Below are 24,505 nucleotides of genomic sequence, written 5' to 3'. Positions count from 1 at the left end.
CTTTATTATATCCTTACCGAACAACCGCCCCCGGCGGCCGTCCATCGGGAAAAATATCAGCAGGTCTTGGGAACCTGTTCGCACCTTTTACCGCAGAACGGGCACTCTTTCAGTACGACCTCCTGTCCCTTCTCGTCGAGGGCGCATATCGCCGGCCCCCTGTAGGTGTCGATGAAGTAGATGTCCCCGATCAGCACAAAGTCGAGCATATCTTTGCAGCATACAGCTTCGATGCCGTTCTCTGAGACCTGCAGGTCCAGCAGGGGGCGGGACCTGAGCAGTGCGGAACGCTCCCCGTCGTAGATCTTCTGAACACGGTCGTGGTCTTCTTCTGCCCCGGGGTATCCGAAGCTGGCGGCGAACGCGTACAGGCGTATTGCGCTCACAAGGTCCCTCGCGATGCAGTTCCCGGTCTCGTACATCATCGCCAGATAGTACAGCGAACGGGGGTCCATCCTGTCCACGGGCCCGCGCAGCAGGTCGTAGGCCTCGGTCTCCGTCCTTCCCTTCACGGACCCGGAGGCGATAAGGATCCCGAGCTCCCTGTTGGCAGGGAGATAGTTGTTCCCTGCGGCCCTGCGGAGCCATTTTTCCGCCAGCGAATAGTCCTGGGGGACCTCTTCCCCTCCGATGTATAGCATAGCAAGCTGATATTGCGCCTCGGGACTCCCGTCCTCGGCAGAAGATAATAACCCGTCGATGGCCATGCTGAATGGAAGGGCAACATCGTTTATAAGGTTCAGGTCTCGGTGCGATCCGAACCGTCCACCCCGTTATCGGCGGCGAGTTTCATCCATTTTTTCGATTCTTCGCCGTCGGCCTCGGTGCCGTAACCGTCCCTATAGCAGATCCCCACGGCGTACATCGAGTCGGCCATGCCCTCCAAGGCCGCGGCGAGGAACCATCCGAACGCCTTATCGGGATCCTCTCCGACGCCCTTAGAGTCCCTGGAATAAATTATTCCGAGGCGGTGCATCGCGAACGCATCGCCCTCCTTGGCGGCCCTGTCGTACCATTCCACGGCCTTCGTCAGATCCATGTCGGCACCTATGCCGTATTCGAAGCAGACCCCGCAGCGGAACATTCCGTTGATGTTGCCGGCCTTCGCCGCAATGCTGTAGAGCTTGAACGCCTTATTCTCATCCTTCGGAACTCCGAGCCCTTCCTCGTAGAGGTATGCAAGGCTGTTCCTCGCCTCCTGCACGCCGGCGTTGGCGGCCTGCCTGAAAAGGTCGGCGGCCATCGTGTAGTCGTTATCGACCGAGAGACCGTCCATGTACGCGGTCCCGAGGTACAGCTTCGCCTCGGGGATCCCGGCATCGGAGGCATGCCTCGCGTAATCTACCGCTTTGACCGGATCGATCCCGAGATATTGTCCCGAAAAGAACATCTTCACCAGGAACAGCATGGCATCGGCCTGTCCGCCCTCGGCGGCATCTTCGAGATATCCATATCCTGCCTGCTCGTCCACGTCGGTATCCAGGCCGAGCACCAGCGAAAGGCCGTAAGCGTACCGGCCGTCGATGTTTCCGGAATCGGCGAATTCCTTTACCTCATCGATGTCCATCTCGACCCTTCCTTCAGGGGTTTCGAAGACGTAGTTCTTCTCATTTCCGGCCATGTCAGGCAGAGCGCTTATGTCTACTTCAATCTATCCGGAAGACTGCTTAAAACGAAGAATTTATTCGAAAGATGGAGGTACTTTTACGTTATTTTCAGTCGGATTTAAGGCACCTTTATTTTTGCTCTCCCAGCCAAATTCTGGTTAAGAGTATTGCTTTAAACTCATAAGCATGGATTCAGAAATTATGGCAAAAGAAGCTGCCAAACCCGCTGACAAGAAGGCCCAGCCTGCTGCAAAGAAGGAAGAGCCTAAAAAGGGCGGATTTGTTCCGAAAAAGAAGTAAACGTCCGGAAGGATAGTTTTCAAACCTCAGCGGGGACAGGAGACTGTCCCCCTCCTTTTCATTTATTCCTCTTCTGTTTCTTCTTCATTTTCATCAGGTACTTTTCGCATTCCTCCCAGCCTGGGAACATGTGCTCCGATTCACGGAACGCAAGGTCATGCGCTCTGCGGTTCGGACGGTACCCGCGTCCGAGATGCAGGGACTCGTGATATGTCACGAAGTCCAGGACCTTCTCGGGGACGTCGGGGGAATCGAGGGAGGACGACACGGTAACAACGCGGAACATGGCGTTGCAGCTGCCCACCTTGGTGAAGCCGGGCCCCACGGTCCAAGTGAAGTATGAGTTGTCGATGTCGGAATCCGTCAGAAGTCCCGATTCCAAAAGCCTGTCCAACGATCCCCCTATGTCCCTGTGGGACCCGACGGTGCTCATAGATATGTTGCGGCTCCTCTCCAGGTATATGGGGCGTTTTGAAAGAATAAAGCTGTCAGAAGAGACCCACTCCATGTATTCTTGCCCATATCCTTTCTTGCGGCCTGTCATGCGGGATATCAGCGTATCTAGGAAATCGTACAGCACATCGTCCGGGGAATCAGAGATGTAGTCGGAGATCCTGTAGGATTTTTCGTTGCCGTTTCGATTCCAAGTTACCTTAAAATCCTTGAATTTTTCAAAGCTGGCACTTTTAACTTCATGCTCATATTCTTTCGCAACTTCGTTGATCAGACGGAAAAGGCGCTCATCTTCTTTCGTGCCCATCTCCCCTCTTGATGACGGCGTCCTTCTGTGCCTGTTTGCCCGAATCGGTACGTTCGACGAACACTTCGTCGCCGTCCATAGTCCTCCCGGTGCAGTACATCATGGTCGAAACGGTCGAGGGCGTCGGAGTGAATATCTGGACCTGCTCGGGGTTCGTTTTAAGTTTTGTTCCGCAGAACCTGCTCAGCTCGTCCATGTCCCTCTTCATACAGCCGGGATGTGCGGCCATGAGATAGTATGTGAGGAACTGCTTCTTGCCGAACTCCGCGTTGGCGTCATCGAACATGTCCTTGAATTCCAACAATCTGCCCTTTCCCGGTTTGCCCATAAGTGCCAGAACTCTGTCCGAAGAATGTTCCGGAGCGACCTTGAGCTGTCCTGAGACGTGGTTTTTCACTATTGCGTCCACATAATCGATCTTATTGTTTTCGTCGGCCAAAACCATGTCGTACCTTATTCCCGAGGTCACGAACACCTTCCTGACGCCCGGGACGTTCCTGGCCCTTTTCAGCAGGCGCATCTGCGCCGTGTGGTCAACGTGCAGGGACCGGCATACTTCGGGGAACAGGCACTGCTTGTCTTCGCACGCCCCCGTTTCCATCTTCTTTTTGCACTCGATCCCGTACATATTGGCGGTCGGCCCTCCAAGGTCGTAGATGATGCCGTTGAAGCCTTTTTCTTTGGAGAACTTCTCTATCTCTTTTATGATTGAGTCCTCGGACCTGCTGATCACCCTTCTGCCCTGATGGACGGCTATGGCGCAGTAGTTGCATCCTCCGTAGCAGCCGCGATGGGTGGTTATCGAGTTTTTTATGGTGTCTGCGGCCTTTACTTGGCCGTCTTTCAGGAACGAAGGGTGGACCTTGTTCTCGTAATCAGACGAATATATCCTGTCCAGTTCTTCGGTAGTAGGGTCCCTCTGCGGAGGGTTCTGGACGAGATATCTGTTACCGTGCTTCTGGCACAATCCTTTTGCCGTTATCGGGTCGCAGTTGTGGTAGAATTCACGGTATGCGTAGGCGAATTTTTCCATATCTTCGGAACATTCTTCGTAAGAAGGCAGCTCGATATGTCCTTCTTTCAGCTCTTTCGAGATATAGCATATCCCTCTTATCTGCGAAGGATCTTCGCCATCACGCAAGGCATTGGCAAGTGCCAGATTCGAAAATTCTGCCATTCCGTAAGTTATATAGTCGGCCTTGGCATCGAAAAGTACGCTTCTCCTGACAGAATCGGACCATACGTCGTAATGGGCTATCCGTCTTAGGGAGGCCTCTATCCCGCCGAGGACTATGGGTCTGTCCTTGCAGAATTTTTTGATCATGTTCGTATAGCTGATGGTGGCCCGGTCCGGACGTCTGTTGTTCATTCCTCCGGGCGTGAAGTCGTCGTCGTTCCTGATCTTTCCGGTCGGAGTGCGGTTGGCGACCATGGAATCGACGCAGCCGGCCGAGACGGACCAGAACAAATTGGGAACCCCGAGCTTGCCTATATCCCCTTCTCCGGGCTGCGGGATTATCCCCACCTTGTATCCGTTATCGATGAGCCAGTGACCGATTACCGAGCTACCGCTGTAAGATGTGTCATAATATGTGTCTCCTGATACCAGGATGATATCGAGGGATTTCCATCCCCTTTCTTTAGCCTCCTGCAACGTGGTGGGTATGAACATATCGGCCGTTCAACGCTGATAGATTATAGATTGATTTTGATTAAGTTGCTGAAGACGGAAACATGGATGGGGGTCGCATTCGGGATATGATCTTCCAAATGGCTGATATCTCCCACTTCCCAGCTCGAGTCGCGGCCGTATATCACCGGATCATCGGTCGTCTCGCAGAACATGAGGCCGGGATATCCGTCGAAGTTGCCCTCCAGGCCGGGGATGACCACGCCTCCCCCCATATGCACGATCATGGGGATCATGTAGACGTCGTACCCCATATATTCGGCGATGGAGACGAAGAGTATGGACGTATCTTCGCAGTCTCCCGACCTGATATACAGTATCTCATACGCCGTAGCGAAATATTCGTCAGTGCCGTAATTTTCTTCGTCGTACCTGTAATCCACAGTGAAGCTGACGAAGTCCAGAGCGCACTGGACCTTATCGATGTCGCTTGTGTACCCGGATGTTATTTTTTTGATGTTATCGGCGATCGTCTCGATCGTCGGGTCCTCTATGATTATATAGTCGAATAATTCCATCGAACGGAACAGCCTATCATAGGCACGGTTCCAGTTCGATGAGAAAAATCCGTTCAAGTCAAATTTTTCGGCGTCGAGTACCAAGAACATAGCGTATTCGTTGTACGCGTCGTCGACCGGGCTGTAATTTTTCCATGCGTACGAGCTTGTCTCGATGGAGCTGCTGAACGAAGTGCTGTCGGGATATGACGAAGTGTGGGTTATGGTCATGCTCCGAAGGTCGGAGAGCCTTCCGGAATTGCCATCGACCGTGAGGGTCCAGGAGCCAGGAGCATCCTCGTAGTAGTTGCATTCGAGGACCTCTTCGGTGCCGTCGGAACAGATGCCCGTCGCCGACCACGTATCTGTCGAATAAGGCGAGAACACGTCAAAGCAGGTGAAAGAGAAGGGTTCCACAAATCCGGTCTGCGTAAACGTGAAGCCCGCATCCTTTTCGATCGCAGAGCTGACGTAGAGCTCTGCATCTCCTCTGACCGTGTAGGAAATGGACGTTCCGTTACCGACAAGGGCACCGTCTTCGTTCCATTCGTCGACAACATGATATGGTTTTGCGACCGCTGTGAGCGATATGACCGTACCGTATTCGAACGTGCCCTGCCCGGTCACCGTTTCGATATTATCGTCGTACGAGACCGTTATTTCGTATGGTAATCTGTCGTCGGTCGATCTCTCTCCGTTGTATCCGTCCGTTGCCAGGCTGATACATGCCGTAACGGCGAATATGACTGTCAACAGGACGGCTGCCGTGCCGGCGGGGTTCACACACGCCTAAGGATTCGATAATATATCAGCTCTTGCCGACGGGCAGCTCCATGATATGGTCGCACATCAAGAATCCGTTCCCGATATCCCTATCGACGTCCTCCAAGGCGACGAATCCCATGTGCTCGTAGGCGGAGATCGCCCTGGCGTTTTTCCTGTGGACCGTCAGATAGATGGACCTGAGCCCCATCCTCTCGGCGATATCCACGATATGCCGTAAAGAGTACTTGGCAAGACCGGATCCTCTGTAGTCCTTCTTTATGTAGAATTTACTTAGGAACAGCCTTCCGTCGTCCTTTTTATACGCAATGAACCCCACGTCCTTGCCGTTTTCTACAATTAACTCATAGACCGTGCCTTCGGAGATCTGCTTTCCGATCGATCCCGTTGACAGATTCTTTTCAAGCATGTATTCGATCTGAGCATCGGTCACCATGTCCGCGTAGGCCTCATGCCAGATTTCGGATGCCATCGAGCTTGTCTACATAACGTCGTTCTTTTCCGTCACTGTCCGATGGCCTCTGACGCGGGAGACCCTGGCGCCGAAAGCGCTCAGGCTCGATTCGAAATTGACGCCGTTCTTGATGTCTTCTTTGTCCTCGACGGACTTACGGATGCTTGAGATGGTCAGGTCCTCGGTGATATCGACCGCATCGGGAAGCGACCATCCGTGGACCAAGGCCGCAACCAGCCCCGAACCGAAGATGTCCCCCGTGCCGTGATAGTATCCCGGTATGCGCTCCTTCATCACGTACTGCACCTGATGGGTCTTGCAGTCGTACGCTGCGGTCCCGAGCTCCGTTTCGTCGAAATATACGCCGGTGAGCACCACCTTTCCGGCCCCGAGGACTTCCGACTTCCTGAGCAGGCCCATAATATATTCTTCGGAGTAGGGGCCTTCTTTGTACGGTTCTCCGAGCATTAGTGTCAGTTCTGTGATGTTCGGCATTATTATGTCGGCGTCCCCGCACAGCTTGCGCATCTCGGGCGGGAAGTCGGGGCCGAACGTCGAGTACAGTTCGCCGTTGTCGGCCATGACGGGGTCCACGTACACTTTGGTGTCCGGTCCCTTCAGCATGGCGATAGCCCTTCTGACCACGTCGACCTGGTCCTTGGAGCCCAGGAACCCTGTGTATATTGCGTCGAATTCGAAGCCCATATCTTTCCAGTGCTCGACGATCGGAATGATATCCTCCGTCATATCCCGGTATGTGAATTTCGGAAACGGTCCGACGTATGTCGACAGGACCGCGGTCGGGATGACCGGGGTGTTGATGCCGGCGGCCGAAAGGATCGGCAGAGCTACAGTAAGCGAACATCTTCCGTAGCATGAGATGTCATGGATTGCGACGACCTTCTTTTGGGCCATATCGCAACGCATTGCGACAAACTAATAAAAACTTCTGTGAATGACAAAATAACGGCGCTATTCCGATGCTGTTGCGACTGCAATGCTTTTTAGCATCCTCCGTTATCATCGTGGGTGATGAGAAAGTCCGATCGGCACCTCGAAGAGGCACTTGAAGATTACAATAGAAAGGTGGAAGAGTACGAGGAGAACGGGACCAACGAGCAGCTTCTCGAAGCATACGTGAACAGAGGATGCGTCCTTTCGATGATGGACTCTTTCATTTCGGCGATGACGGACTTCGACGATGCAGAAGAAATCATGGACATCATGGGATCTCTTGGGGAAAAAGTCGATGCCGGCACCTATGTAAAGGCATACGTTTCGAGGGGCGAGATCCAAACATCCGACGGGGCCGCAGGAATGGCCGAGGACTATGCCACAGCGTCGGAACGTCTGGACGACCTCAATTCGAGCTCGAGGCATTTCGACCAGCGGGGCATCGTAAAAATGTGCATTTCATGTGCCGAAGACCTCTTGGACGAAGGATATCCGGGAAACCTGGAACCGTTCATCGTCAAAGCGGAGAAGATGCTGTTCGACAAGAATGATACATGGTCCAGGAACCGTTACGTCGAAGCCCTGAATCTGATGGGGCAGGCCGAGCACGAAATGGGCAGAAAAGAGGAATCCCTCCATTACTATGACCGTTCCATATCCGTCTGCCAGGAGCTCATGGGCGAAAACTCCCTCGATGACGAGATGGCGCTGATATTCGCACTTGTGTCGAGAGGGGACCTGGAGGTCGAAGACGAATCGTTCGAGGACGCCGTCAGGGACTATGAGGCCGCCATCGCGATATTGGAAGTGATGCTTTCGTTCCACCGTCCGGAGACCAGGGAGTTGCTTATGCAGGTCCACAGGGAGGTTTCCGAGGTGCTCATGGGGATGAACGAGTCCGGAGAGGCGGAAAAGCATCTCCTTCGCGCGCTGGAGCTGAACATCGGCAAAGCGGCGGTCAAATTCGCCGAGGACGACGAAGAGCACCCCTGATCCAGGCGGACCTCATACTTTCGGAACATTCGGGGGACCCCGGGGAACGGTTATAACAGGGACGGCATTATCCGAATTATGCAAGGTCTGTTCTGCAAACGCTGTAGAAGCCTGAACCTTCCGGGAGCTGAACGTTGCCGCATCTGCGGCACCCGGTTGAGCGAGGACGCCGTCAGCGCGCAGAGCTGTCTTCTGGAAACGGAAGACGGCAGCGAAGACACATTCGTCGAAGACACTCCGGCGTTCGCCGAAACCGAGAACGAGGCTGCCCCGTACCTACCGTACGTCCCGCGCCCCGGGCAGATATCGATAATCAGCGACATCAGGGGCTGTCTGGACTCCTCCCGCCATATCGTAATGGAATCCGGGACCGGTACAGGCAAGACCATAGTTTCCTTATCGGCCGCGCTGGAGCACGCCATTCCCAGGAAGAAGAAGGTCGTTTACCTCACACGAACGGTATCTCAGAGCAATCAGGTGATGAGCGAGCTTAAGGCCATATCCAGGGTTAGGCCCGTTTCGGGCCTCCCGATAACGGGGCGCGGACGTTCGTGCCTCCTTTTCAGGAACGAGTCGCTTCCCGCGAACGTCCTTTCCTCGCTGTGCGAGAACCGCAAGCGGGGAAAGGGGGACAAATGCAAATATTACGGGCGTACGAACCAGATGATCGAGGCAGTATGGGATTACTGCAGGACCCAATTCCCGACATCCGATCAGCTGGACAATTATTGCGAGGCCAGGGGCGTGTGCCCCTACGAGGCTAAAAAGGTGATAATGAAGTCTGCCGACGTAGTCGTGGCGCCCTATATCCACATCCTCTCGGACAACATACGGGATACGTTCATGGGCAACATGGACGTAGACAGTAAAGACATCGTGGTGATAGTCGACGAGGCCCACAACATAATCGATGCGGCAAGGGAGCAGGAGAGCTTCCGCATATCGGTCAAAATGGTGGATGCGGCGATAGACGAATGCACAACCTTCAAGGCCACCTCAATAGGTGAGGGGATAAAACTCGAGGATTTCCTAAAGCAGACAAAGTCAATCATCAAGAAAACTGCCGTCGATAAGCTGGAACTTGGAAAAAAAGAGGAGATCATAGAAAGGGACGTCCTCAAGGAAGGGCTGACCCAGAAATACGATATCGGCGAGAAAAGCTTGGATGTCGCCATATCAAACATGGCTAACATAGGTTCCGAGAGGACGGTGCTGCTGTCAGAGAGCGACGACCGCAAGGTATCGGACATAGATACGCTGGCAATATCTCTGCAGAGCTGGCTTGGCGCCACGGGAAGCAACTACATCAAATCGATAAAGGCCGGCGAAGACGGGGATTATCTTTACGCGGCATGCGTGGAACCGACCGACGTGTCGGACTTCATGCGGGGCCTGGACGGCGGGGTGCACATGTCCGGTACCCTGCGCCCCTTGGAACAGTATGTCAAGACAATGGGGCTTCCTACAGGGACGGTAAGCAAGACCTACCCGTCCCCGTTTCCAAGAGAGAACCGCCTCGTCGTCTACATGAACGATGTCACCACAAAATATGACGAGATGAAAAAGGATCCCAGCATCTTCTCCAGGATAGAGCGCAGGACCGCCAAGCTCTGCAATGCTGTCAACAAGAACACTCTCGTTTTCTTTACATCTTACGGAACAATGAACAAGATGAGGCCGTTCCTGGAGCGGGACATAACCCGGCCGATGTATTGGGAATGCTCCGGTCAGCCACGCCGTACAATGGAAGAGCTGGCACAGTTCAAAAAAGGGCGTGACGGAGTATTCTTCAGCGTAATGGGGGGGTCCATAGCAGAAGGAATGGACTTTCCCGGCGAGGAGCTTTCTCTGGCGGTTATAATCGGGATACCTTATCCGCCTCCCTCGCTGGAGGCCAACGCGCTTTCCGAACTATATGATACAAGGTTCGGCCAGGGTTCGGGATGGAAGTTCGTCAGCGAGGCCCCGGCCACAAGAAAGATAAAGCAGGCTATCGGACGTCTGATACGAAACGAGACCGACAGGGGCATGTGCGTGATCATGGACAAACGCGCCGCGAGATACGCTTCCGATCTGGACGCACGTCTGACCAAGGACCCTATCGCTGACGCAGAGCGGTTCTTTGAAAAGACCGATTCTGCTGAGAACCTGACCTGAGAGTTGATTTGGTGGAAAGCGATGATCTCAGGAGTCACTATGTATCGAATGCTATGATAAGTGCCGTCAGGGGGAACAATTTAAGTATCGTCTGCAACGTAGCAACGGTCAGTATTGGGTGGGTAACCAAATACGACAGAGGTGGGAAATATGGAGCAGAATGACAGGATTGTGTTCGTAACGATGAGCGGTAGCGAGTCTTGTACCAATTTTGCAACATATTGTTTGCGTTTCGCCCCCGAGATATCTTTCGAAGCTCCGATAAGCTCGTTCATTAAAGAGGAATCCGGTGTAGATGACGCTACGATTCACAAATTGGCATCGTATTACAGCAGCACGCTCAAATCCTTGAGCGAATGACGTGATTCTTCTTTAATATCTGACGCTACAGCTCTGACGAATCTATCGTTCTCGTCGGTGTTATTCTGGATTATGTATTCTGTATCGCACTATATGATCAATGCAGCGGTCATGAAGGCTGTGCGCTTGTTTCCTTCCATGAACGGGTGGCGGTGGCGATCCTGTGAAGTCTGATGACGAGCTCAGGAGTTATCTTCAGCACGGCAGCTTATATCCTTTATGAATAAACAATGTTGCGTTTTTTAAATATATTGCCAAAGATACAAACCCATGTGGGTGAATAATGGTGCGACTCTGATATTTTTGCCCTCATAATATGCGCATCTCTTTGCTGTAACCGATCTGGTCCAATGGCTTCGCATCTGTGATATGTTTCAGCAGCCTCCGGTGATGACGGTAGAAAGGAAGAGCCGATGAACGAGATCCAACCGAGGGCTCAACTGCAGTATAAAAGAACGCCAAAGCAATATCAAAATGATAAAGAATAAATCCAACGTGGTTCTGGTATGTTACGATGGCCCTTATCGATGTCTTTGCGGATCTCAAAGTCTGGATATCATTGGGATTCATCGCAGGTCTGCTGTTCGGTTCCATAGGGCAGGTCGCATCGTCCGTAATGATAATCGTGCTCATAATGCAGATGAGCGTTTCCCTGGATGGGCTGACCTTCCGCAAGGAAGATATGAAAAGTTACCGGAAACCTATACTTTGGGGAATAGTCTGCTGTTTTGTCGTAAATTCCGCGATAACGATATTCATCGGTTCGATGTTCATACCGACAAGCACAGCGATATGGTATGGCTGGGTCATGCTAGCGTCTGTGCCATCTGCGGTTTCCGTCGTTTCCGCATCCCTCTACCTTAACGGTGACACCAAGGCGACGGTCCTGATGACCAGTGCGATCTACATCTCGGCCCTGGCGATAACTCCTCTGATAAGTTGGGCCCTTTTGGGTTCGGCAGTGAGCCCGCTGGAAGTATTGCGGTACATAGCGCTTTTCATCGCGATACCATTGGTCGCGTCTCAGGTGTTAAAGAGATTTTCCCTTCCGCGGCGCGGAAAGATCGTATTCATCAACGTCATGATGTTCTTTTTGATGTTTCTGGCACTCGGGTCGAACAGGGATTACATAATCTCGGAGCTCGACATAGTGCTCTGGATAATCCTCGCATGTTTTGTTAAGATATTCGTGCTCGGCATCGTCGCGACATATATTCTGAAAAAATCGGCAGTGAGCCGCGACATGGGGATGATATACATCTTATTCACGGTATGGAAAAACTCCGGGATGGCTGTTTCCCTAAGCATGGTGCTCCTCGCAGGGATGACCGAGGCCGCAGTACCTTGCGCCATATCCCTCATAATGGAAACTATCTGGTTCACGATATTCACGACCTACAGCGAAAAGATATGGCCGAAAGAAAAGAAGGGCGCAGTTTTAAGCGGTTGACGATCTCGAAACCTCGATAACTAACACATAAATCCTGGTTTACGAGAGTTCCCGTTAAATATGGAGTCCTTTATTATTCGTGCGAGCGGAGGTAGCTCAGCCTGGACTAAGGCGCCGGTCTTGAAAACCGGTGGCGTCTCGCCCCGGGGGTTCGAATCCCTCCCTCCGCGCCTTTTACGTTTGTCCATTAAAGATCGCAATCAGTTTTTACGTCCGTCGGCAATACGGTGTTATGAATCCGGTCCTGGAGAATATCAACACCCGCGTATCCGTACGTGAATACACAGAAGAGAAAGTACCCGAAGAAACGATAATGGATCTTCTTAAGGCAGGATTCCGTGGCCCCAACGCAATGAACAGGCAGGCCCTGGCTTTTGCGGTTGTCGAGAACAGGGAACGTGCCAAGGAATACTCCGATAGGGCCAAGAACCTCAGGATAGAGGGCGAGAAGCTTAAGTGCAGTCCGAACGAGGGCATTATCGATAAGCTATCCCGCGAGGACTTCAATATATTCTTCAACTCCCCGGTACAGATATTCATTTTCGCATCGCCCGATGCCGTAGAGCCTGTGGAAGACGCATCGATCGCGGCCGAGAACATAATGCTTGCAGCCCATTCCATGGGCCTAGGAAGCTGTTTCATAGGCTTCGCCCAGGGACTGGGACGCGACACGGGATTCCGAAAGGACCTGGGCGTCCCTGACGATCATATGTATTTGGCTGCGATAACGCTTGGAAGGCCGGCCGGCCAGACTCCGGTAAAGCCCAGGAAAGAGGTCAAGGTCCTGGGCTGGATCAGATGATATATCCCGACACGGTCAGCGCAACTTTCATCGAGCGGCCCAACCGGTTCATCGCCAAAGTGGAACTTGACGGTGAAGAAGTGATATGCCACGTAAAGAACACGGGACGTTGCAGAGAGATATTGGTACCCGGAACAAAGGTAATACTGGCACATTCCGACGATTCCAAAAGGAAGACGTCTTATGACCTCATTTCGGCATACAAGGGGGATGTCCTCATCAACATCGATTCACAAGCGCCCAACGCCGTATATGCCGAGGCCATATCTCTCGGCAGGATCTACAACGGCCCGACACTGGTGAAAAGGGAGGCAAGGCACGGAGATTCGCGTTTCGACTTCTATATCGAGGATAATGGAAGGAAGATCTTCGCTGAGGTAAAAGGCGTGACGTTGGAAGACAACGGAAAGGTCCTTTTCCCCGATGCGCCTACAGAAAGAGGAGTCAAGCATCTAAGAGGTCTGGCACATTGTGTTTCAGAGGGATATTCGGCGTCATCGGTTTTCGTGGTACAGATGTCGGAGGCGGACTATTTCGTTCCGAATTACGAGATGCACGAGGAGTTCGGGATCGCACTGGAAGAAGCCGTCTCCGCAGGTGTGGAAGTTACGGCGTACACATGCGAAGTCAGTGAAAATTCTTTACATCTGGCACATCGCATTCCCATAAAATTGAGGAACGGAGTTACGCTATAAGTCTCCTGATCCTTTCCTGGGTCTCTTCGGGCGATGTGGTCGTGTTGACCAAGAATATCCTGCAGTTGTCGAAATATTTCCGCAGGAAATCGGTTCTCAGTTTCATCTTGTCCCCGGTGCGTACCAGCTGATGGGGGTTGCACAGGTCGTTCCGAAGCATGTACTCTATCGCCATCTCCGTGTCAAGCTCCGTCTCCAGGGCAGGGTCCGACCGGTCGCGCTTAAGGAATATCACGGTCCGTACGGAAGTGGAGGGGATAACGGACGATTCGCCGCGGACCCATCTTATGTTTGCGACGCACCGCCCTTTGTTATCGAACTCTGTGCACGTGACAAGCGGCCTGTACTCTTCCCAGACATCGCCGATATCGGCATCGATGTAGCAGTTTTTCTCGGAACCGAGGGCGGTCGGCCTCCCGTTCCCAAGGACGACAAAGTACCAGTCGTCCGATATCAAACGAGCGTTCTCCATCCTCAGGAGCCCCCAGGACTGAGTGGTCTTACCTGTCTTCGAGGGTGCGATAAGTGTCACTCCCGAGCCGTCGATGTCGATGACCGCCCCGTGTATCGAGTAGATATTATGGACGTCCTCCAGCAGATTGCCCGTGACGCCCAGGGCGATGCTCTTCACCCATCCGTAGTAATCGAAGTTAAAAATAAAAACCGTGGATGACAGCGGATCATAGTCCACATGGGCATCCTCGTCGGGGTCCGATACCTCGTATGCGCGGGCATGGGACCGCACACGGTCCCCCATCGCGTAGAAATTCTCGGTCCACATCTCGAGGTATCCTCGATTTTCGGTGTAAAGCTGGAAACAGACCCCGCATATGTCCGCCTTCGACGTGAAGAACTTTCGTTCGGAATATCGTTCCTTAAGCTCTCGCACACGTTCGGTGCTTATGATATCTACTCTGTAGCCCATCTTATCTTGGCTACATGCAGGTATGTCTATTAAAAACGGGCACGGCCGACATAAGGATAGTACACGGTCACTCTAACAATATAACGTCCTTGAACACGTTTTCGAGGCCCCATTTCGCCAGGCATCCGAGAACCGGGCCTAGGGAGCGGCCTCTGTCGGTCAGCGAATATTCAACTTTGAACAATCTGTCCCCAGTTACGTTCCGGTCGACTATACCGTCCGACTCCAATTCTCGTAATTGTTTGGTCAGTATCCGTGGGGATATCGGCGGTATCATTTTCCTGATCTCGGAGAAACGCAGGGTCCCGTGTTTGGACAGAAGGCACAGGATCGTGGTCTTCCATCTGCCTTCGATGACAGACATTGTGGCATCTGCAGCGCAGTCATATCTTGGCGGGTCCATGATGAGAGTTTATAGTATCAAAAGAATATTAAATCATTATCTACGTACCGATGACAGGACGAGGCCGAGAGGAAAAACAAAATGTCTGACATAATCGCAATCATTAGCAGCCCGAGGACCGGATGTAACTCAGAGACCATCGCCAGAGCTGTTGCGGAGGGCGCTGAGGAGAAAGGGAACAAAGTCAGGTTTGTCCACATAAAAGATCTGACCCTCAACCCGTGCAAAGCCTGCAACTACTGCAAAAAGAACGACAGGTGCATCATCAGGGACGAGATCTCGGAATTGATCGAAAGCATCAGGAAATGCGATGGGCTCATTCTCACGTCGCCGCTGTACTTCGGTCAGACATGTGCGCAGTACCGTGTGTTCGAGGACCGTCTGTATTCTGGTATCGGACCCAACGGAAGCAACATTCCTGCCGGTAAAAAGGTCGTATCCGTAGTTACGTGCGGTTCGGACGGCGACGACGCCCAGATCCGGGCCGATCATATGAACCACGTGCTCAAGAAATATTTCGGCGGAGTTCCCATCGGGACCGTTACATTCAAGGACATGGGCGACAAGGACGCCGCGTCCAAGGACCACGCGGTTCTTAAGAAGGCCAAGGACCTGGGAATGAAGTTCTGAGGTGACCTGATGACGGAGACCGTTGTGATTTACGCTTCAAAGCTGGGAAGCACGGGGAAAACCGCACATTACATCGCGGAAGAGCTCGGGGCCGACATATTCGACCTCAAGGAACAGTCCATCATCGATCTTTCGCGTTTCGACCGTGTTATAATCGGCACCGGAATATATGCGGGGAAGCCGAACAAACTTGTCGCCTCGTTCATACAGCACAACAAAGGACAGCTCGATGGGCGGAATGTCGGATTGTTCTTATGTTGTGCATTCAGGGACGATGAGGCCGCCGCCCAATGCGAGACCGTTTCAAAAGAGCTCGGAATCGGGGATGCTGTATTCTTCTCGGGTGTCAGGAAACAGCTCAGAAAAGGCCAGTTGCCCGGAGTGGACAGTTACATATCGAAGCTTAAGATCGTCGGATGAAGCGTTCCCTATGCAAGGCCTGAAGAAAAACTGCGCAATACGCCGCAGGGCATACATGCACAGACATGTATTTCGGAAAACCGAATAAGTCCGCTTTTTCTTCGGTCCGGAATAACACGGACCGGTCCGAGGAATGCAGTGTTCCTTTACGTGAATAATAGTGGTAGCAAGGCCAGCCTGTGCCTGAAATATACAGGCGCATGGCAAAGCCGAAGAACGGTCCCCTTTCCGATCTCATATCAAGACTTTGAAAAGGTCGCTTTTTGTCAATGTATTTTGAGCCTGCCGGCACAGACCTTCCTCACGTCCGTTTCCACACCGGGCGTTCCGAGTAGCACGACCCTGCTGTCGCGGCGCTCCTTAAGGACTTCCATGCCGATGAGTTCGCCTAATTCCGTCGAGAAATTCAGTATTCCTTCGAATGACGGCATGTTTGCCATCGAAAGGCGTTGCCTAGATCCTCCGACGAAAACATACCCCTTGGGCTCTATGAGGTCGGGGTCCGCAATTTTATCCAATTTTGCGTAACCTTCGGGATCGAAGAAATTGATCCCATCCACCAGGGTGTGCCTGATGACGGTCCTAGTATCCAATGACGGCAGAAGTTCCAGCGTTTTCACAATCTTTTCCCATCCGTCGTCTATCTTCGGCCTGCAGGCATCGACGTAGGTCTTTTTGTCGGGGGCGGCAACTGTCACGTAGAGCTGGCACGGCAGTTCGTCAAGGGCTTCCAGCCTCTCGGGATATGTGCCGTTCGTAACTAGGAAAGTAGTCATTCCGCGCATGTGGCATTCCTTGAAGAAATCCGAAAGGTACGGGTATGTGATAGGCTCCCCCGCCAGCGAGATGGCGACCTGATCCGGATTGCTGGCCTCTTCGAAGGCCTCCGGAGTGACCCGGGGATCTCCTTTGTATCCCGTTATGAGCATACGCTGCTGTTCGATCAGACGGTCCAGCATGTCCTTGGGCTCCATCCATTCCGTTACTTCGTAATCCCTGCCCTGGACACGCCAACAGAACGAGCACTGATGGCTGCATTCGTTGATCGCAGGCGTCATCTGAAGGCATCTGTGGCTCACGATCCCGTAAAAATCCTGCTTGTAACAATGTCTCCTTCCCGTTATGGATTCTTTCGCCCAGTGGCATAGCTTGACGGCCGCGTGGTCCCCGCAGAGACGGTATTGCTGTTTTTCGAGCAGGGATCTATATTTCGGGTCCATGTGCACCTCAGAAGTCGAAAAGGCTTTTCTGGGCCCCTTTCGGAGCGGGTTTTTCTTCGGCGACCTCTTTGACAGGCTCGGCGACCTCCGGATAGTCCTCCTTCAGGACCGGGGCCTTCGGGTCTACCTTCCTGTACGGTTCCGGCGCCGCCGCGGCGACGGCATCTGTAACTTCGGGCGAGTCGATCTTCTTCCTTATCAGGAAGGCCAGCTCTTCCGAGTCCAGGCCAACGTTTTTGACCAACATTGTTCTGAAATCCTTGTCCACGGACGCTATCTCCCTCAAGTAGGGTAAAATATCCAGCTCCACGCGCTTGGTGGACGTGTGCAGGTGAACGGCGAGTTTGAGGCAGACGCTCTTTTTGGTTCCGCGGACCTCTTTGCTGCGGGACATCTTCATGAGATATTGGGGAAAACGTATCCTTCCGTTGGCATAGATGTTCGAGTGTCTGGCCGTCGCCACTCCCGCGGTCATCATTTCCCCGGCGTACGACCAGAAACCATAATACTGGCGTCTGTGGACCCTGCCGAGATAGATGTCGGCGCGGCTGAGCTTCTCGTATCCTCTGACAAGGTCCCCCTTGTCGACATACTCGTAGGGCATGTTCTCGTCAACCCATATGATTGCGTTTTCCGGGTCGGTATCCGAATCGAGTAGCGCCCTTCTGGACCCGGCCGGGTCGTTCTTTCTGAAAACCGAGTATACCATATCGTACATCGAGGTGCGGTTGTCCCTCTCCGATAACATTTCTGCCGACGCATTGGTAACTATCGTCTTTCCCTCGGCGATCGACTGCAGGTCGCTGACCGCCGCCCTCATGTCGCCGTGGGCATTGTTTGCTATAGTCTCTATCGCCGTGGAGTCCATCTTGAAGTTTTCCCCTTCGGCGATCTTCCTCAGGGTCTTGGATATCGAAACGGAAGTGGGCCTCTTGAATGTTATCTGCAGCGTCTTCGTTTTTATCGAGGAACTTTTTTTGCTCAGCGAGTAGAAATCGTTCACGATCAGAACCACCGGCTGTTGCGTCTCGTTTATCAGTTTTACGATGGCCGGCATCGCCCCCCTGTCCTGGCGGCCGAACAGGCTGTCGGCCTCGTCGAGTATGATGAGTTTCCTTCCGCCGTCTGTAGTCCTAAGATATTCTCCTTTGTCGGTGAACGTGTTGAACATCGCTCCTCTGAGGGCGATGTCCTCGATGGCGTCCCCGGTGCGCTGGTCGGAGGCGTTCATCTCCACGACCCCCCAGCCCATGTCCGATGCGAGTGCCAATGCGGCAGAGGTCTTCCCGATGCCCGGCGAACCTATCAGCACGACGGCCCTTTTTTCCGGAACCCCGTTCTTCCACGACTCGCCCCAGGTTTTCAGATCTCCGACTGCGCCGGGGTTTCCCAGGACGTCTTTCAGCGTCCTCGGGCGGTACTTCTCGGCCCAGTCGTCAGACGTATCATTCCCTCCCGTAAGCCAGGGCCGTCACTTCCATAGACTGTCTGAAGAAAATGAAAAGCGATATCAGCATCACCATCGTGATGAAGTCCCCGGTCACGATATAGATATACCAATTCACTGCCGACATAGCCAGGAACATGACCCCTCTGGACCACTTTTTCAGTGCCAGGTGGCCAAGGCCGTATATGCCGAGGAACCCGAAAAGGAACGCCAGGCCCATGGCCAAGGCGCCGTTCTTCTTTAGAGTCATAGGAATTAATCCATATGACCTCCCCATCACTTTCTGGACGGGGACCGATTCCGTCTCGATGCCGCAGTGCCTGCAGAACTTTACGCCTTCGTCGATGGGTTTTCCGCAGTTGGGGCAGGGAACCTCTCCCAGATCCATGTTGCCGCCGTCTATCTTGAAAGCATCGCTCTTCAGGCTGCCGCATTGATAACAGAAATCCGAAACATACGGGATCTCGCTCCCGCATTCGGAACAAATATACCTGGTCACTCGTCCATCCTCATTGAATATATCCCTTTAATGCATTGTACATTAATAGGTTCATCGAAAAGCGCGCTCACGGTATCGGATGTAAGCAGCTCCGTTTTGGGTCCGTCGGCGAACACCCGCCCGTCTTTTATCATTATTATCCGGTCCAAAGTGACGGGGATGTCGGTAAGGTCGTGAGTTATCATGACTATGCTCACTCCCGTCTCGGTCATGATATCGAACATCTTTCTGAATCTCGACTTCATGACTATATCCAGTCCCGTCATAGGCTCGTCGAGCACAAGCATGTCGGGGCCCGTGACCAGCGCGCGTGCTATCAGTATGCGTCTCATCTCCCCCAGCGAAAGGTTGGACAGGTCCCTGTCGATAAGATGGCCCACGCCCATGTATTCGGCCGCGCGTATCGCGCCCGAACGCATCCGGTCCGTGATGTCGTGGTTGCGGAATATGTCAAGGCTGCTGAAGTATCCCGACAGTATGACGTCCACGACGACCGCATCGTTGCTGAACATGCTTTGCAGGTCCATCGAAACCACGCCCATCCTGCTTCTGACATCGTAAATGGACCACGTCTTTTCACCGAAGATCTTCATGACCGCCGGCCGGTCCTCATCATAATAGGGGAAGATGTCTCCCCTCAGAAGTTTGATCAGTGTCGTCTTCCCGGAACCGTTCGGACCTATCACGGCAACGTTCTCGGAGGCACCGATATCGAGGCTGACGGAATCCAGAATCCTCTTTCCGTCCCTGACCACCGAGACGTTCCTCAGCTCCATTGCCTTCTCCATGTTCCCTGCTATATCTTCAATTTATCTAAACATGGCGGACGTCGGAAAAGAAATTGCATATCAGTTATAACTCAGAAACATATACGGGTTTTCGTGAACAGCATAAGGTTCCGTGGGATGGACATATCTCCTGTGGGCATAGGCACCGCGGCATGGGGCGGCGGCATCAACGGCGGCGGTCAGATGTACGGCAGCAGCATTTCCGCCAACGAGCTGAGCTACATATTCAGACAGGCCGTGGTCCAAGGCATCAATCTGTTCGATACTTCTCCCGCTTTCGGCACGGGCGAGACCGCACTGGGCTACGCCAGCAGGTCGAACAAATCCGTAAAATTCTCCACAAAGTTCGTTCCATCAGGCTTCCAGACCAAGAAAGCGATGCGCAGGTCGGCCATGAACAGCATGGAGGCGATCGGAACGAACGCCATCGAATTCTATGGTATCCAGACGCCTGCCGATGTGAAAAAATGGACCGCTGAGCTAATCCCTCTCCTTGACGAAGGCATCGTCAAGAACGTAGGGGTATCGAACCATAATCTCGACGAGATCGTCCAGGCCCAGGAGATACTGGAAAAGGCCGGTCATTCCCTTGCGTACGTTCAGAATCACTACAGCATCATCAGCCACGAGGAGAGGGACGAAGGGATAATCGATTGGTGCAGAAACAACAACGCGCTTTTCTTCACATACATGGTACTGGAGCAGGGCGCGCTCACCAGGAGATATTCCAGTGCATCGCTTTTCGACGCCGGCACATATCGCGGACGCATTTACAATCTGCAGGTCATGAATGCGCTCTCTCCCCTGAAGACGGAGATGGAAAAGCTGGCCGACAGCTACAACGTATCAGATTCGCAGATCGCCATCGCTTGGAGCATAGGGCGCGGTGCGATACCCATCGTGGGCGTCACCCGCTCCTCGCACATAGGCGGAATCGTCTCCGCCCTGGACTTCTCCCTCGACGAAGACGACCTGAAGCATCTGGAGGACACTGCCAATTCCATAAAGGTGGATATAAAGGGTTTCTGGGAATTAGAGGTCTGAGGCCTCCGCTCCGGATCTGACCGTTTTTCTGTTAGCCAGCAGCACAACGAGCATCGCAATGATGGATATCGGCAACGCTATTATCATCGCGTCTATCTCCGACATAAATGTGCCCGGGAACAGCACGGCGCTTCCGGTGAGCATCTTGCATATGGGTAAAAAGCTCGCCGTTCCCGCATTGACGAACAGGGCCCAGATCATGTAAGTCACGGTTCCGGACGCCATGCTCGCTATCGCCGCCTTGGTGTTCGGGGCCTTGGAATACAAGGCATGCGCGAACGCCGGAAGCAGCGCGGCGGCCGTGAGCCCCATGAACACCGAAGTCGCCTTGGCTATGATATCTTTAGGCATAGCGTAACAGTATACCACCACCACGATCAGCATGATCATGGTGAATATCCTGTTCACCCTGATGGACTGCGAATCCCTGTCCTCTCCCGTTATGCGGTTCCTTACCAGGGTGAACATGTCGTAGCCCCCGGCCACCCCTATGGTGTGCATCAGCGCGCTCAAGGTGGAGATCGCCGCGCTTATCAGGGCGAGAAGGAACAGCGAGATGAACACATCGCCGAACGTGGTGTTACTGAATATTTCGGAGAGGAACTGCGGTATGATGAAGTCCGTCCCGAGCCCCAGACTTTTTATGTACTCGAAAGAGCCCATCCCGTACTCGTTGGCAAAGTAGATGTTGCTCAGAGGGCCGACCGTGTATGCCGACCCCACGACTACAAGCATGAAAATGCTGCCGATTATCAAAGATTTGTAAAGCGTCTTATCGTCCTTGGCGGACATGAATCTGACGACCAGCTGCGGTTGGGTCAGGGACCCTATGCCCACGCCCATCAGGAACGTGGTCACCACAAGCATCCATTCGGAGCTGCCGAACTCCGAGAAGCTCGTCCATCCTCTGGCGCCCTCCAGTGTGCCCAGCTGTTCTACTATGCCGGCATCCCACAGGTTCGTAAGCTGTCCGTTGGCCGACGTGACCCCGCCGAACATAACGTAAGTGAAGATCAGAATGACGGCCATTCCGATGAACATTATCGCCGCCTGCAACGCATCGTTGTACATCACGGCGATTATCCCGCCATACACCACATACAGTGCGACCACCAGGGCCAATACCACCAATACTACGTCGTAGTACTGCGTGAGGCCTGTGATGACGGAAAGCGAGTTGACTGCGCCCTTCAGCACCGCCGCGCAATAGATCGGCATCATAACTATGATCAGTATCGCGGTGAATGCGCGTATCCCTTTCGATTTGTATATTTTGCCGAGCAGGTCGGCGAACGTGGATGCCCCGAGCTTGGTTCCCAGCTTGCGGGTCCTCGGGCCGAAGACGACGAAAGCTACCACGAGACCGATGAACAGGTTCAGGAAGCACAGCCATAGTATGGACATCCCGTGCACGGCCGCCTGTCCGCCGAACCCTATTATCGCCGATGCGCTCAGGAAAGTGGCGCCGTACGACAGCGCGATTATCACGGGGCTCGTCTTGTTCCGCCCGAGCATGAACTGCTCGCTGTTGCGGGTGTTTTTATATCCGTAATAGCCCAAGATCGCGGTGGCGATCGCAAAAACCAAGGCCATGGCACCGAAGATGACAAGATTTACGCCATCAGTCATCGGCGTCATCCTCCTCTTCTCCGGTCCCCGCTTTTCCTTTGATGAGGCCAAAAATTATGCAGAATGCTGTTGTCAGGAAGCATGCCGCATAGGCTCCCCAGATGTATGGGTCGGTTATTCCGAACATTTAATTATCTCCGAGTTACGTGCTAACACATAGCACGGTATTTAACATTATTGATAAGATATATTCAAAATGCCGTCTGGATACAGGGAATAAATGTAAACACGTCACCGCATATGGGCTGTCATGCGGGACTTCACAGCGACGGTGGACGAACTGAAAACGATCGTACGTTTATTCTGCGAGGACAGAGACTGGGATAAATTCCACAACCCCAAGGACCTTGCGATCGGCATATCTACCGAAGCCTCGGAACTTCTTGACATTTTCAGGTTCAAAGACGCGTCCGAGTGCAAAGAGATCTTCGAGAATATGGAGAGCAGGGACGCCGTCCGCGATGAACTGGCGGACGTGCTCTATTTCGTACTGAGGTTCGCACAGATGAACAACATCGACCTGGCATCGGCATTGGTAGATAAGATCTACAAGAATGGTAACAAATATCCTGCAGATAAATTCAAAGGCTCGAATAAAAAATACAACGAGCAATGAAATATACTTCAGATGTGACAAGCGGTTAAATATCTGGTCGCTCGTTAGTGGACTGTTTGGCTTGACCGGGGAGTTCGGCGTGCCCTATACCTGAAATCGTCGATATGCTGGGGTGACAGCATGGGACGGCCCCGTTGAACATTCAAGCCCGTATTGGGACAATGAGGTCTTGTCCTGCAGAGTCGGAGCATGCGTCCGAAGCGGCCGGAGGGTCGCGGAAGCGCACTAATCGGGGGAACCGGGTCAGGTCCTGACGGGAGCAGCCTTACCCTGAGCTACTGACGTTTGCGGGATTGCAGGGCCGAGGAACGGTGCGGGGCTCTTGATTCGGGATGCGGGGTCAACCTATGTGGCCAAACACTTGTTCTTTTATTTTCCGTCTTTCGGGTGGCACCCAGTTATTATATCTTTGGAGAAGTCGAAAAGCACCCTGGTCTCTCCGCCCATTGTGAGCTTCAGCTCCCTGGAGCTGTCTACGCTGCCGACTACGGCGCCGGCGACCCCCACGGATTCGAAGAGTTCGATGACCCTCGCGGAATTCTTAGGCGGGCACGAGAACACAAAACCGAATCCCTGGTAAGAAAGACACCATTGTACGAGGTCGACCTTGTCCGGTATCGGGATTTTAGAAACATCTACGGTCCCTCCGATAGACGAGACCTCGAGCATCATTCCCAATGTCCCTATGCTCCCGGGGTTGCTCATGTCCTTGCCTGCGTTCACGAGGTGCTCGGCCGCAAGCTTCGGAAGGACGGCCATCTGTTTTTGGACCTCCGCATCTGACTTCAGGGTCGTGGTGTCCCATGCATAGGGGAGGTTCTTAGGATAGGATCCGTCGAGGTCGATGACGAACACGATATCGTCACCCGCCGCGGCGGTGGAGCTTAAGATTATATCGTCTTTGGGTACCGAGCCGACTATGGAGATCTCGATGGAATCGAAATCGCTGTCGGGATGGGTATGCCCCCCGACGATGGGGACATTGAACTTCTTGATGCCCGCCTCCATGCCGCGGAGTATCTGATTGCAGACCTTCGAGCTCTTCATGGATATTACATCGACCATCGCGATCGACTTTCCGCCCATGGCCGCTATATCGTTGACGTTAACGAGTACAGCAAAATATCCGGCGTAGAACGGATCGGACCTGACGAGCGTACTCATTATGCCGTCGGCGGCAAACAGGAGATAGTCGTCCCCGTAATCTATCGCAGCCGCGTCCTCGCCCTCGGCGGCGAAAACCTCAGGGAATTCTTTCAGGGGCAGAAGATCTACTATTTCGTGGATCGGACGTTTCCTGGTTACGCCCGGAAAGGTGCGTATTGCACCCACAAGTTCATCCAGCGACATGGGTCGATGATGAACCATCGTTGATAAAAGGA

25 protein-coding genes, 1 tRNA gene, 1 other RNA gene and 1 pseudogene are annotated in these 24,505 nt (G+C 53.1%); 12 read left to right on the top strand and 16 right to left on the bottom strand.

Annotated elements, in window-relative coordinates:
• Positions 1–56 precede the first annotated feature (56 nt).
• The 7 genes from VB016_05185 to VB016_05155 all read right to left on the bottom strand — a co-directional run bounded on the left by VB016_05185 (position 57) and on the right by VB016_05155 (position 7,006).
• The gene (locus tag VB016_05185; GenBank protein ID MEA4977922.1) at positions 57–707 is read right to left on the bottom strand and encodes a tetratricopeptide repeat protein; all 651 of its coding nucleotides are present in this window, start codon (positions 705–707) and stop codon (positions 57–59) included.
• Positions 708–739: 32 nt separating this feature from the next.
• Positions 740–1,621: a tetratricopeptide repeat protein gene (locus tag VB016_05180; GenBank protein ID MEA4977921.1), complete on the bottom strand. Its 882-nt coding sequence runs from the start codon at positions 1,619–1,621 to the stop codon at positions 740–742.
• Positions 1,622–1,965: 344 nt separating this feature from the next.
• The gene (locus tag VB016_05175) at positions 1,966–2,667 is read right to left on the bottom strand and encodes a hypothetical protein (GenBank protein ID MEA4977920.1); all 702 of its coding nucleotides are present in this window, start codon (positions 2,665–2,667) and stop codon (positions 1,966–1,968) included.
• Complete coding sequence (locus VB016_05170; GenBank protein MEA4977919.1) at positions 2,648–4,339, bottom strand: YgiQ family radical SAM protein; 1,692 nt, start codon at positions 4,337–4,339, stop codon at positions 2,648–2,650. Before VB016_05170 ends, VB016_05175 begins: the two co-directional genes overlap by 20 nt.
• 23 nt (positions 4,340–4,362) lie before the next feature.
• Complete coding sequence (locus VB016_05165) at positions 4,363–5,637, bottom strand: transglutaminase-like domain-containing protein (protein ID MEA4977918.1); 1,275 nt, start codon at positions 5,635–5,637, stop codon at positions 4,363–4,365.
• Positions 5,638–5,662: 25 nt separating this feature from the next.
• Complete coding sequence (locus VB016_05160) at positions 5,663–6,109, bottom strand: GNAT family N-acetyltransferase (protein ID MEA4977917.1); 447 nt, start codon at positions 6,107–6,109, stop codon at positions 5,663–5,665.
• Positions 6,110–6,118: 9 nt separating this feature from the next.
• Entirely contained in the window at positions 6,119–7,006 is an 888-nt protein-coding gene (locus VB016_05155) for a pyridoxamine kinase (protein ID MEA4977916.1), read from the bottom strand.
• 117 nt (positions 7,007–7,123) lie between these two features.
• Between VB016_05155 and VB016_05150 the strand changes: the two genes are divergently transcribed.
• The 7 genes from VB016_05150 (at position 7,124) to sfsA (ending at position 13,502) form a co-directional block, all read left to right on the top strand.
• A complete protein-coding gene (locus VB016_05150; protein MEA4977915.1) occupies positions 7,124–8,038 on the top strand; it encodes a tetratricopeptide repeat protein in 915 nt (304 codons plus the stop codon).
• A 78-nt stretch (positions 8,039–8,116) separates the two neighbouring features.
• Positions 8,117–10,195, top strand: a complete 2,079-nt coding sequence (locus tag VB016_05145; protein ID MEA4977914.1) for an ATP-dependent DNA helicase — start codon at positions 8,117–8,119, stop codon at positions 10,193–10,195.
• 150 nt (positions 10,196–10,345) lie between these two features.
• Positions 10,346–10,555 (top strand): hypothetical protein, encoded by a 210-nt coding sequence (locus VB016_05140; GenBank protein ID MEA4977913.1) that lies wholly within the window; start codon positions 10,346–10,348, stop codon positions 10,553–10,555.
• 514 nt (positions 10,556–11,069) lie between these two features.
• Positions 11,070–12,005 carry a Na+-dependent transporter gene (locus tag VB016_05135; protein ID MEA4977912.1) on the top strand — a complete coding sequence of 312 codons (936 nt, stop codon included), beginning with the start codon at positions 11,070–11,072 and terminating at the stop codon, positions 12,003–12,005.
• 85 nt (positions 12,006–12,090) lie between these two features.
• Positions 12,091–12,175: transfer RNA gene (locus VB016_05130), tRNA-Ser, on the top strand.
• A gap of 62 nt (positions 12,176–12,237) precedes the next feature.
• Positions 12,238–12,807, top strand: coding sequence for a nitroreductase family protein (locus VB016_05125; GenBank protein ID MEA4977911.1), 570 nt, complete (start codon positions 12,238–12,240; stop codon positions 12,805–12,807).
• Positions 12,804–13,502 carry a DNA/RNA nuclease SfsA gene (gene sfsA, locus VB016_05120; protein ID MEA4977910.1) on the top strand — a complete coding sequence of 233 codons (699 nt, stop codon included), beginning with the start codon at positions 12,804–12,806 and terminating at the stop codon, positions 13,500–13,502. The genes VB016_05125 and sfsA overlap by 4 nt, the downstream gene beginning before the upstream one ends.
• On the opposite strand, the gene VB016_05115 is transcribed toward sfsA, so the two are convergent.
• Both VB016_05115 and VB016_05110 read right to left on the bottom strand, forming a co-directional pair.
• Complete coding sequence (locus tag VB016_05115; protein MEA4977909.1) at positions 13,492–14,427, bottom strand: hypothetical protein; 936 nt, start codon at positions 14,425–14,427, stop codon at positions 13,492–13,494. The genes sfsA and VB016_05115 overlap by 11 nt on opposite strands.
• Positions 14,428–14,494: 67 nt before the next feature.
• A complete protein-coding gene (locus tag VB016_05110; GenBank protein MEA4977908.1) occupies positions 14,495–14,830 on the bottom strand; it encodes a helix-turn-helix domain-containing protein in 336 nt (111 codons plus the stop codon).
• A gap of 81 nt (positions 14,831–14,911) precedes the next feature.
• Here VB016_05110 and VB016_05105 point away from each other — a divergent pair, with 81 nt between their 5' ends.
• Entirely contained in the window at positions 14,912–15,460 is a 549-nt protein-coding gene (locus tag VB016_05105) for a flavodoxin family protein (protein ID MEA4977907.1), read from the top strand.
• 9 nt (positions 15,461–15,469) lie between these two features.
• Positions 15,470–15,880: a flavodoxin domain-containing protein gene (locus tag VB016_05100; GenBank protein MEA4977906.1), complete on the top strand. Its 411-nt coding sequence runs from the start codon at positions 15,470–15,472 to the stop codon at positions 15,878–15,880.
• A gap of 266 nt (positions 15,881–16,146) precedes the next feature.
• On the opposite strand, the gene twy1 is transcribed toward VB016_05100, so the two are convergent.
• From twy1 to VB016_05080, 4 genes and pseudogenes are all read right to left on the bottom strand, one after another.
• A complete protein-coding gene (gene twy1 / locus VB016_05095; GenBank protein ID MEA4977905.1) occupies positions 16,147–17,100 on the bottom strand; it encodes a 4-demethylwyosine synthase TYW1 in 954 nt (317 codons plus the stop codon).
• 7 nt (positions 17,101–17,107) lie between these two features.
• Positions 17,108–18,523, bottom strand: a pseudogene (locus tag VB016_05090) (replication factor C large subunit).
• A 22-nt stretch (positions 18,524–18,545) separates the two neighbouring features.
• Complete coding sequence (locus tag VB016_05085; GenBank protein MEA4977904.1) at positions 18,546–19,046, bottom strand: zinc ribbon domain-containing protein; 501 nt, start codon at positions 19,044–19,046, stop codon at positions 18,546–18,548.
• Entirely contained in the window at positions 19,043–19,834 is a 792-nt protein-coding gene (locus VB016_05080; protein ID MEA4977903.1) for an ATP-binding cassette domain-containing protein, read from the bottom strand. The genes VB016_05085 and VB016_05080 overlap by 4 nt, the downstream gene beginning before the upstream one ends.
• Positions 19,835–19,927: 93 nt before the next feature.
• Between VB016_05080 and VB016_05075 the strand changes: the two genes are divergently transcribed.
• Positions 19,928–20,878 carry an aldo/keto reductase gene (locus VB016_05075; GenBank protein MEA4977902.1) on the top strand — a complete coding sequence of 317 codons (951 nt, stop codon included), beginning with the start codon at positions 19,928–19,930 and terminating at the stop codon, positions 20,876–20,878.
• Here VB016_05075 and VB016_05070 read toward each other — a convergent pair.
• The gene (locus tag VB016_05070) at positions 20,867–22,507 is read right to left on the bottom strand and encodes a sodium:solute symporter family protein (GenBank protein MEA4977901.1); all 1,641 of its coding nucleotides are present in this window, start codon (positions 22,505–22,507) and stop codon (positions 20,867–20,869) included. The genes VB016_05075 and VB016_05070 overlap by 12 nt on opposite strands.
• The gene (locus VB016_05065) at positions 22,500–22,634 is read right to left on the bottom strand and encodes a heme exporter protein CcmD (protein ID MEA4977900.1); all 135 of its coding nucleotides are present in this window, start codon (positions 22,632–22,634) and stop codon (positions 22,500–22,502) included. Before VB016_05065 ends, VB016_05070 begins: the two co-directional genes overlap by 8 nt.
• Before the next feature lie 123 nt (positions 22,635–22,757).
• Between VB016_05065 and VB016_05060 the strand changes: the two genes are divergently transcribed.
• Both VB016_05060 and ffs read left to right on the top strand, forming a co-directional pair.
• Positions 22,758–23,123 carry a nucleotide pyrophosphohydrolase gene (locus VB016_05060; protein ID MEA4977899.1) on the top strand — a complete coding sequence of 122 codons (366 nt, stop codon included), beginning with the start codon at positions 22,758–22,760 and terminating at the stop codon, positions 23,121–23,123.
• Between the two features lie 53 nt (positions 23,124–23,176).
• Positions 23,177–23,483: signal recognition particle sRNA (gene ffs, locus VB016_05055), an RNA gene on the top strand.
• A 9-nt stretch (positions 23,484–23,492) separates the two neighbouring features.
• On the opposite strand, the gene VB016_05050 is transcribed toward ffs, so the two are convergent.
• A complete protein-coding gene (locus VB016_05050; GenBank protein MEA4977898.1) occupies positions 23,493–24,473 on the bottom strand; it encodes a methanogenesis marker 2 protein in 981 nt (326 codons plus the stop codon).
• Between the last annotated feature and the right edge of the window lie 32 nt (positions 24,474–24,505).

This window comes from Methanomassiliicoccaceae archaeon (genome assembly GCA_034928305.1).
GTDB lineage: Archaea > Thermoplasmatota > Thermoplasmata > Methanomassiliicoccales > Methanomethylophilaceae > VadinCA11.
Note: the sequence above shows the minus strand (reverse complement) of the source record. Positions and strands in the feature narration are given on the sequence as shown.

Coding starts and splice junctions, on each gene's coding strand:
- VB016_05135 (MEA4977912.1), top strand. CDS start 11,070: ATGGCCCTTATCGATGTCTTTGCGGATCTCAAAGTCTGGATATCATTG.
- twy1 (MEA4977905.1), bottom strand. CDS start 17,100: ATGGACCCGAAATATAGATCCCTGCTCGAAAAACAGCAATACCGTCTC.
- VB016_05170 (MEA4977919.1), bottom strand. CDS start 4,339: ATGTTCATACCCACCACGTTGCAGGAGGCTAAAGAAAGGGGATGGAAA.
- VB016_05065 (MEA4977900.1), bottom strand. CDS start 22,634: ATGTTCGGAATAACCGACCCATACATCTGGGGAGCCTATGCGGCATGC.
- VB016_05185 (MEA4977922.1), bottom strand. CDS start 707: ATGGCCATCGACGGGTTATTATCTTCTGCCGAGGACGGGAGTCCCGAG.
- sfsA (MEA4977910.1), top strand. CDS start 12,804: ATGATATATCCCGACACGGTCAGCGCAACTTTCATCGAGCGGCCCAAC.
- VB016_05050 (MEA4977898.1), bottom strand. CDS start 24,473: ATGTCGCTGGATGAACTTGTGGGTGCAATACGCACCTTTCCGGGCGTA.
- VB016_05175 (MEA4977920.1), bottom strand. CDS start 2,667: ATGGGCACGAAAGAAGATGAGCGCCTTTTCCGTCTGATCAACGAAGTT.
- VB016_05145 (MEA4977914.1), top strand. CDS start 8,117: ATGCAAGGTCTGTTCTGCAAACGCTGTAGAAGCCTGAACCTTCCGGGA.
- VB016_05150 (MEA4977915.1), top strand. CDS start 7,124: ATGAGAAAGTCCGATCGGCACCTCGAAGAGGCACTTGAAGATTACAAT.
- VB016_05080 (MEA4977903.1), bottom strand. CDS start 19,834: ATGGAGAAGGCAATGGAGCTGAGGAACGTCTCGGTGGTCAGGGACGGA.
- VB016_05155 (MEA4977916.1), bottom strand. CDS start 7,006: ATGGCCCAAAAGAAGGTCGTCGCAATCCATGACATCTCATGCTACGGA.
- VB016_05125 (MEA4977911.1), top strand. CDS start 12,238: ATGAATCCGGTCCTGGAGAATATCAACACCCGCGTATCCGTACGTGAA.
- VB016_05160 (MEA4977917.1), bottom strand. CDS start 6,109: ATGGCATCCGAAATCTGGCATGAGGCCTACGCGGACATGGTGACCGAT.
- VB016_05070 (MEA4977901.1), bottom strand. CDS start 22,507: ATGACTGATGGCGTAAATCTTGTCATCTTCGGTGCCATGGCCTTGGTT.
- VB016_05100 (MEA4977906.1), top strand. CDS start 15,470: ATGACGGAGACCGTTGTGATTTACGCTTCAAAGCTGGGAAGCACGGGG.
- VB016_05115 (MEA4977909.1), bottom strand. CDS start 14,427: ATGGGCTACAGAGTAGATATCATAAGCACCGAACGTGTGCGAGAGCTT.
- VB016_05105 (MEA4977907.1), top strand. CDS start 14,912: ATGTCTGACATAATCGCAATCATTAGCAGCCCGAGGACCGGATGTAAC.
- VB016_05140 (MEA4977913.1), top strand. CDS start 10,346: ATGGAGCAGAATGACAGGATTGTGTTCGTAACGATGAGCGGTAGCGAG.
- VB016_05110 (MEA4977908.1), bottom strand. CDS start 14,830: ATGGACCCGCCAAGATATGACTGCGCTGCAGATGCCACAATGTCTGTC.
- VB016_05060 (MEA4977899.1), top strand. CDS start 22,758: ATGCGGGACTTCACAGCGACGGTGGACGAACTGAAAACGATCGTACGT.
- VB016_05180 (MEA4977921.1), bottom strand. CDS start 1,621: ATGGCCGGAAATGAGAAGAACTACGTCTTCGAAACCCCTGAAGGAAGG.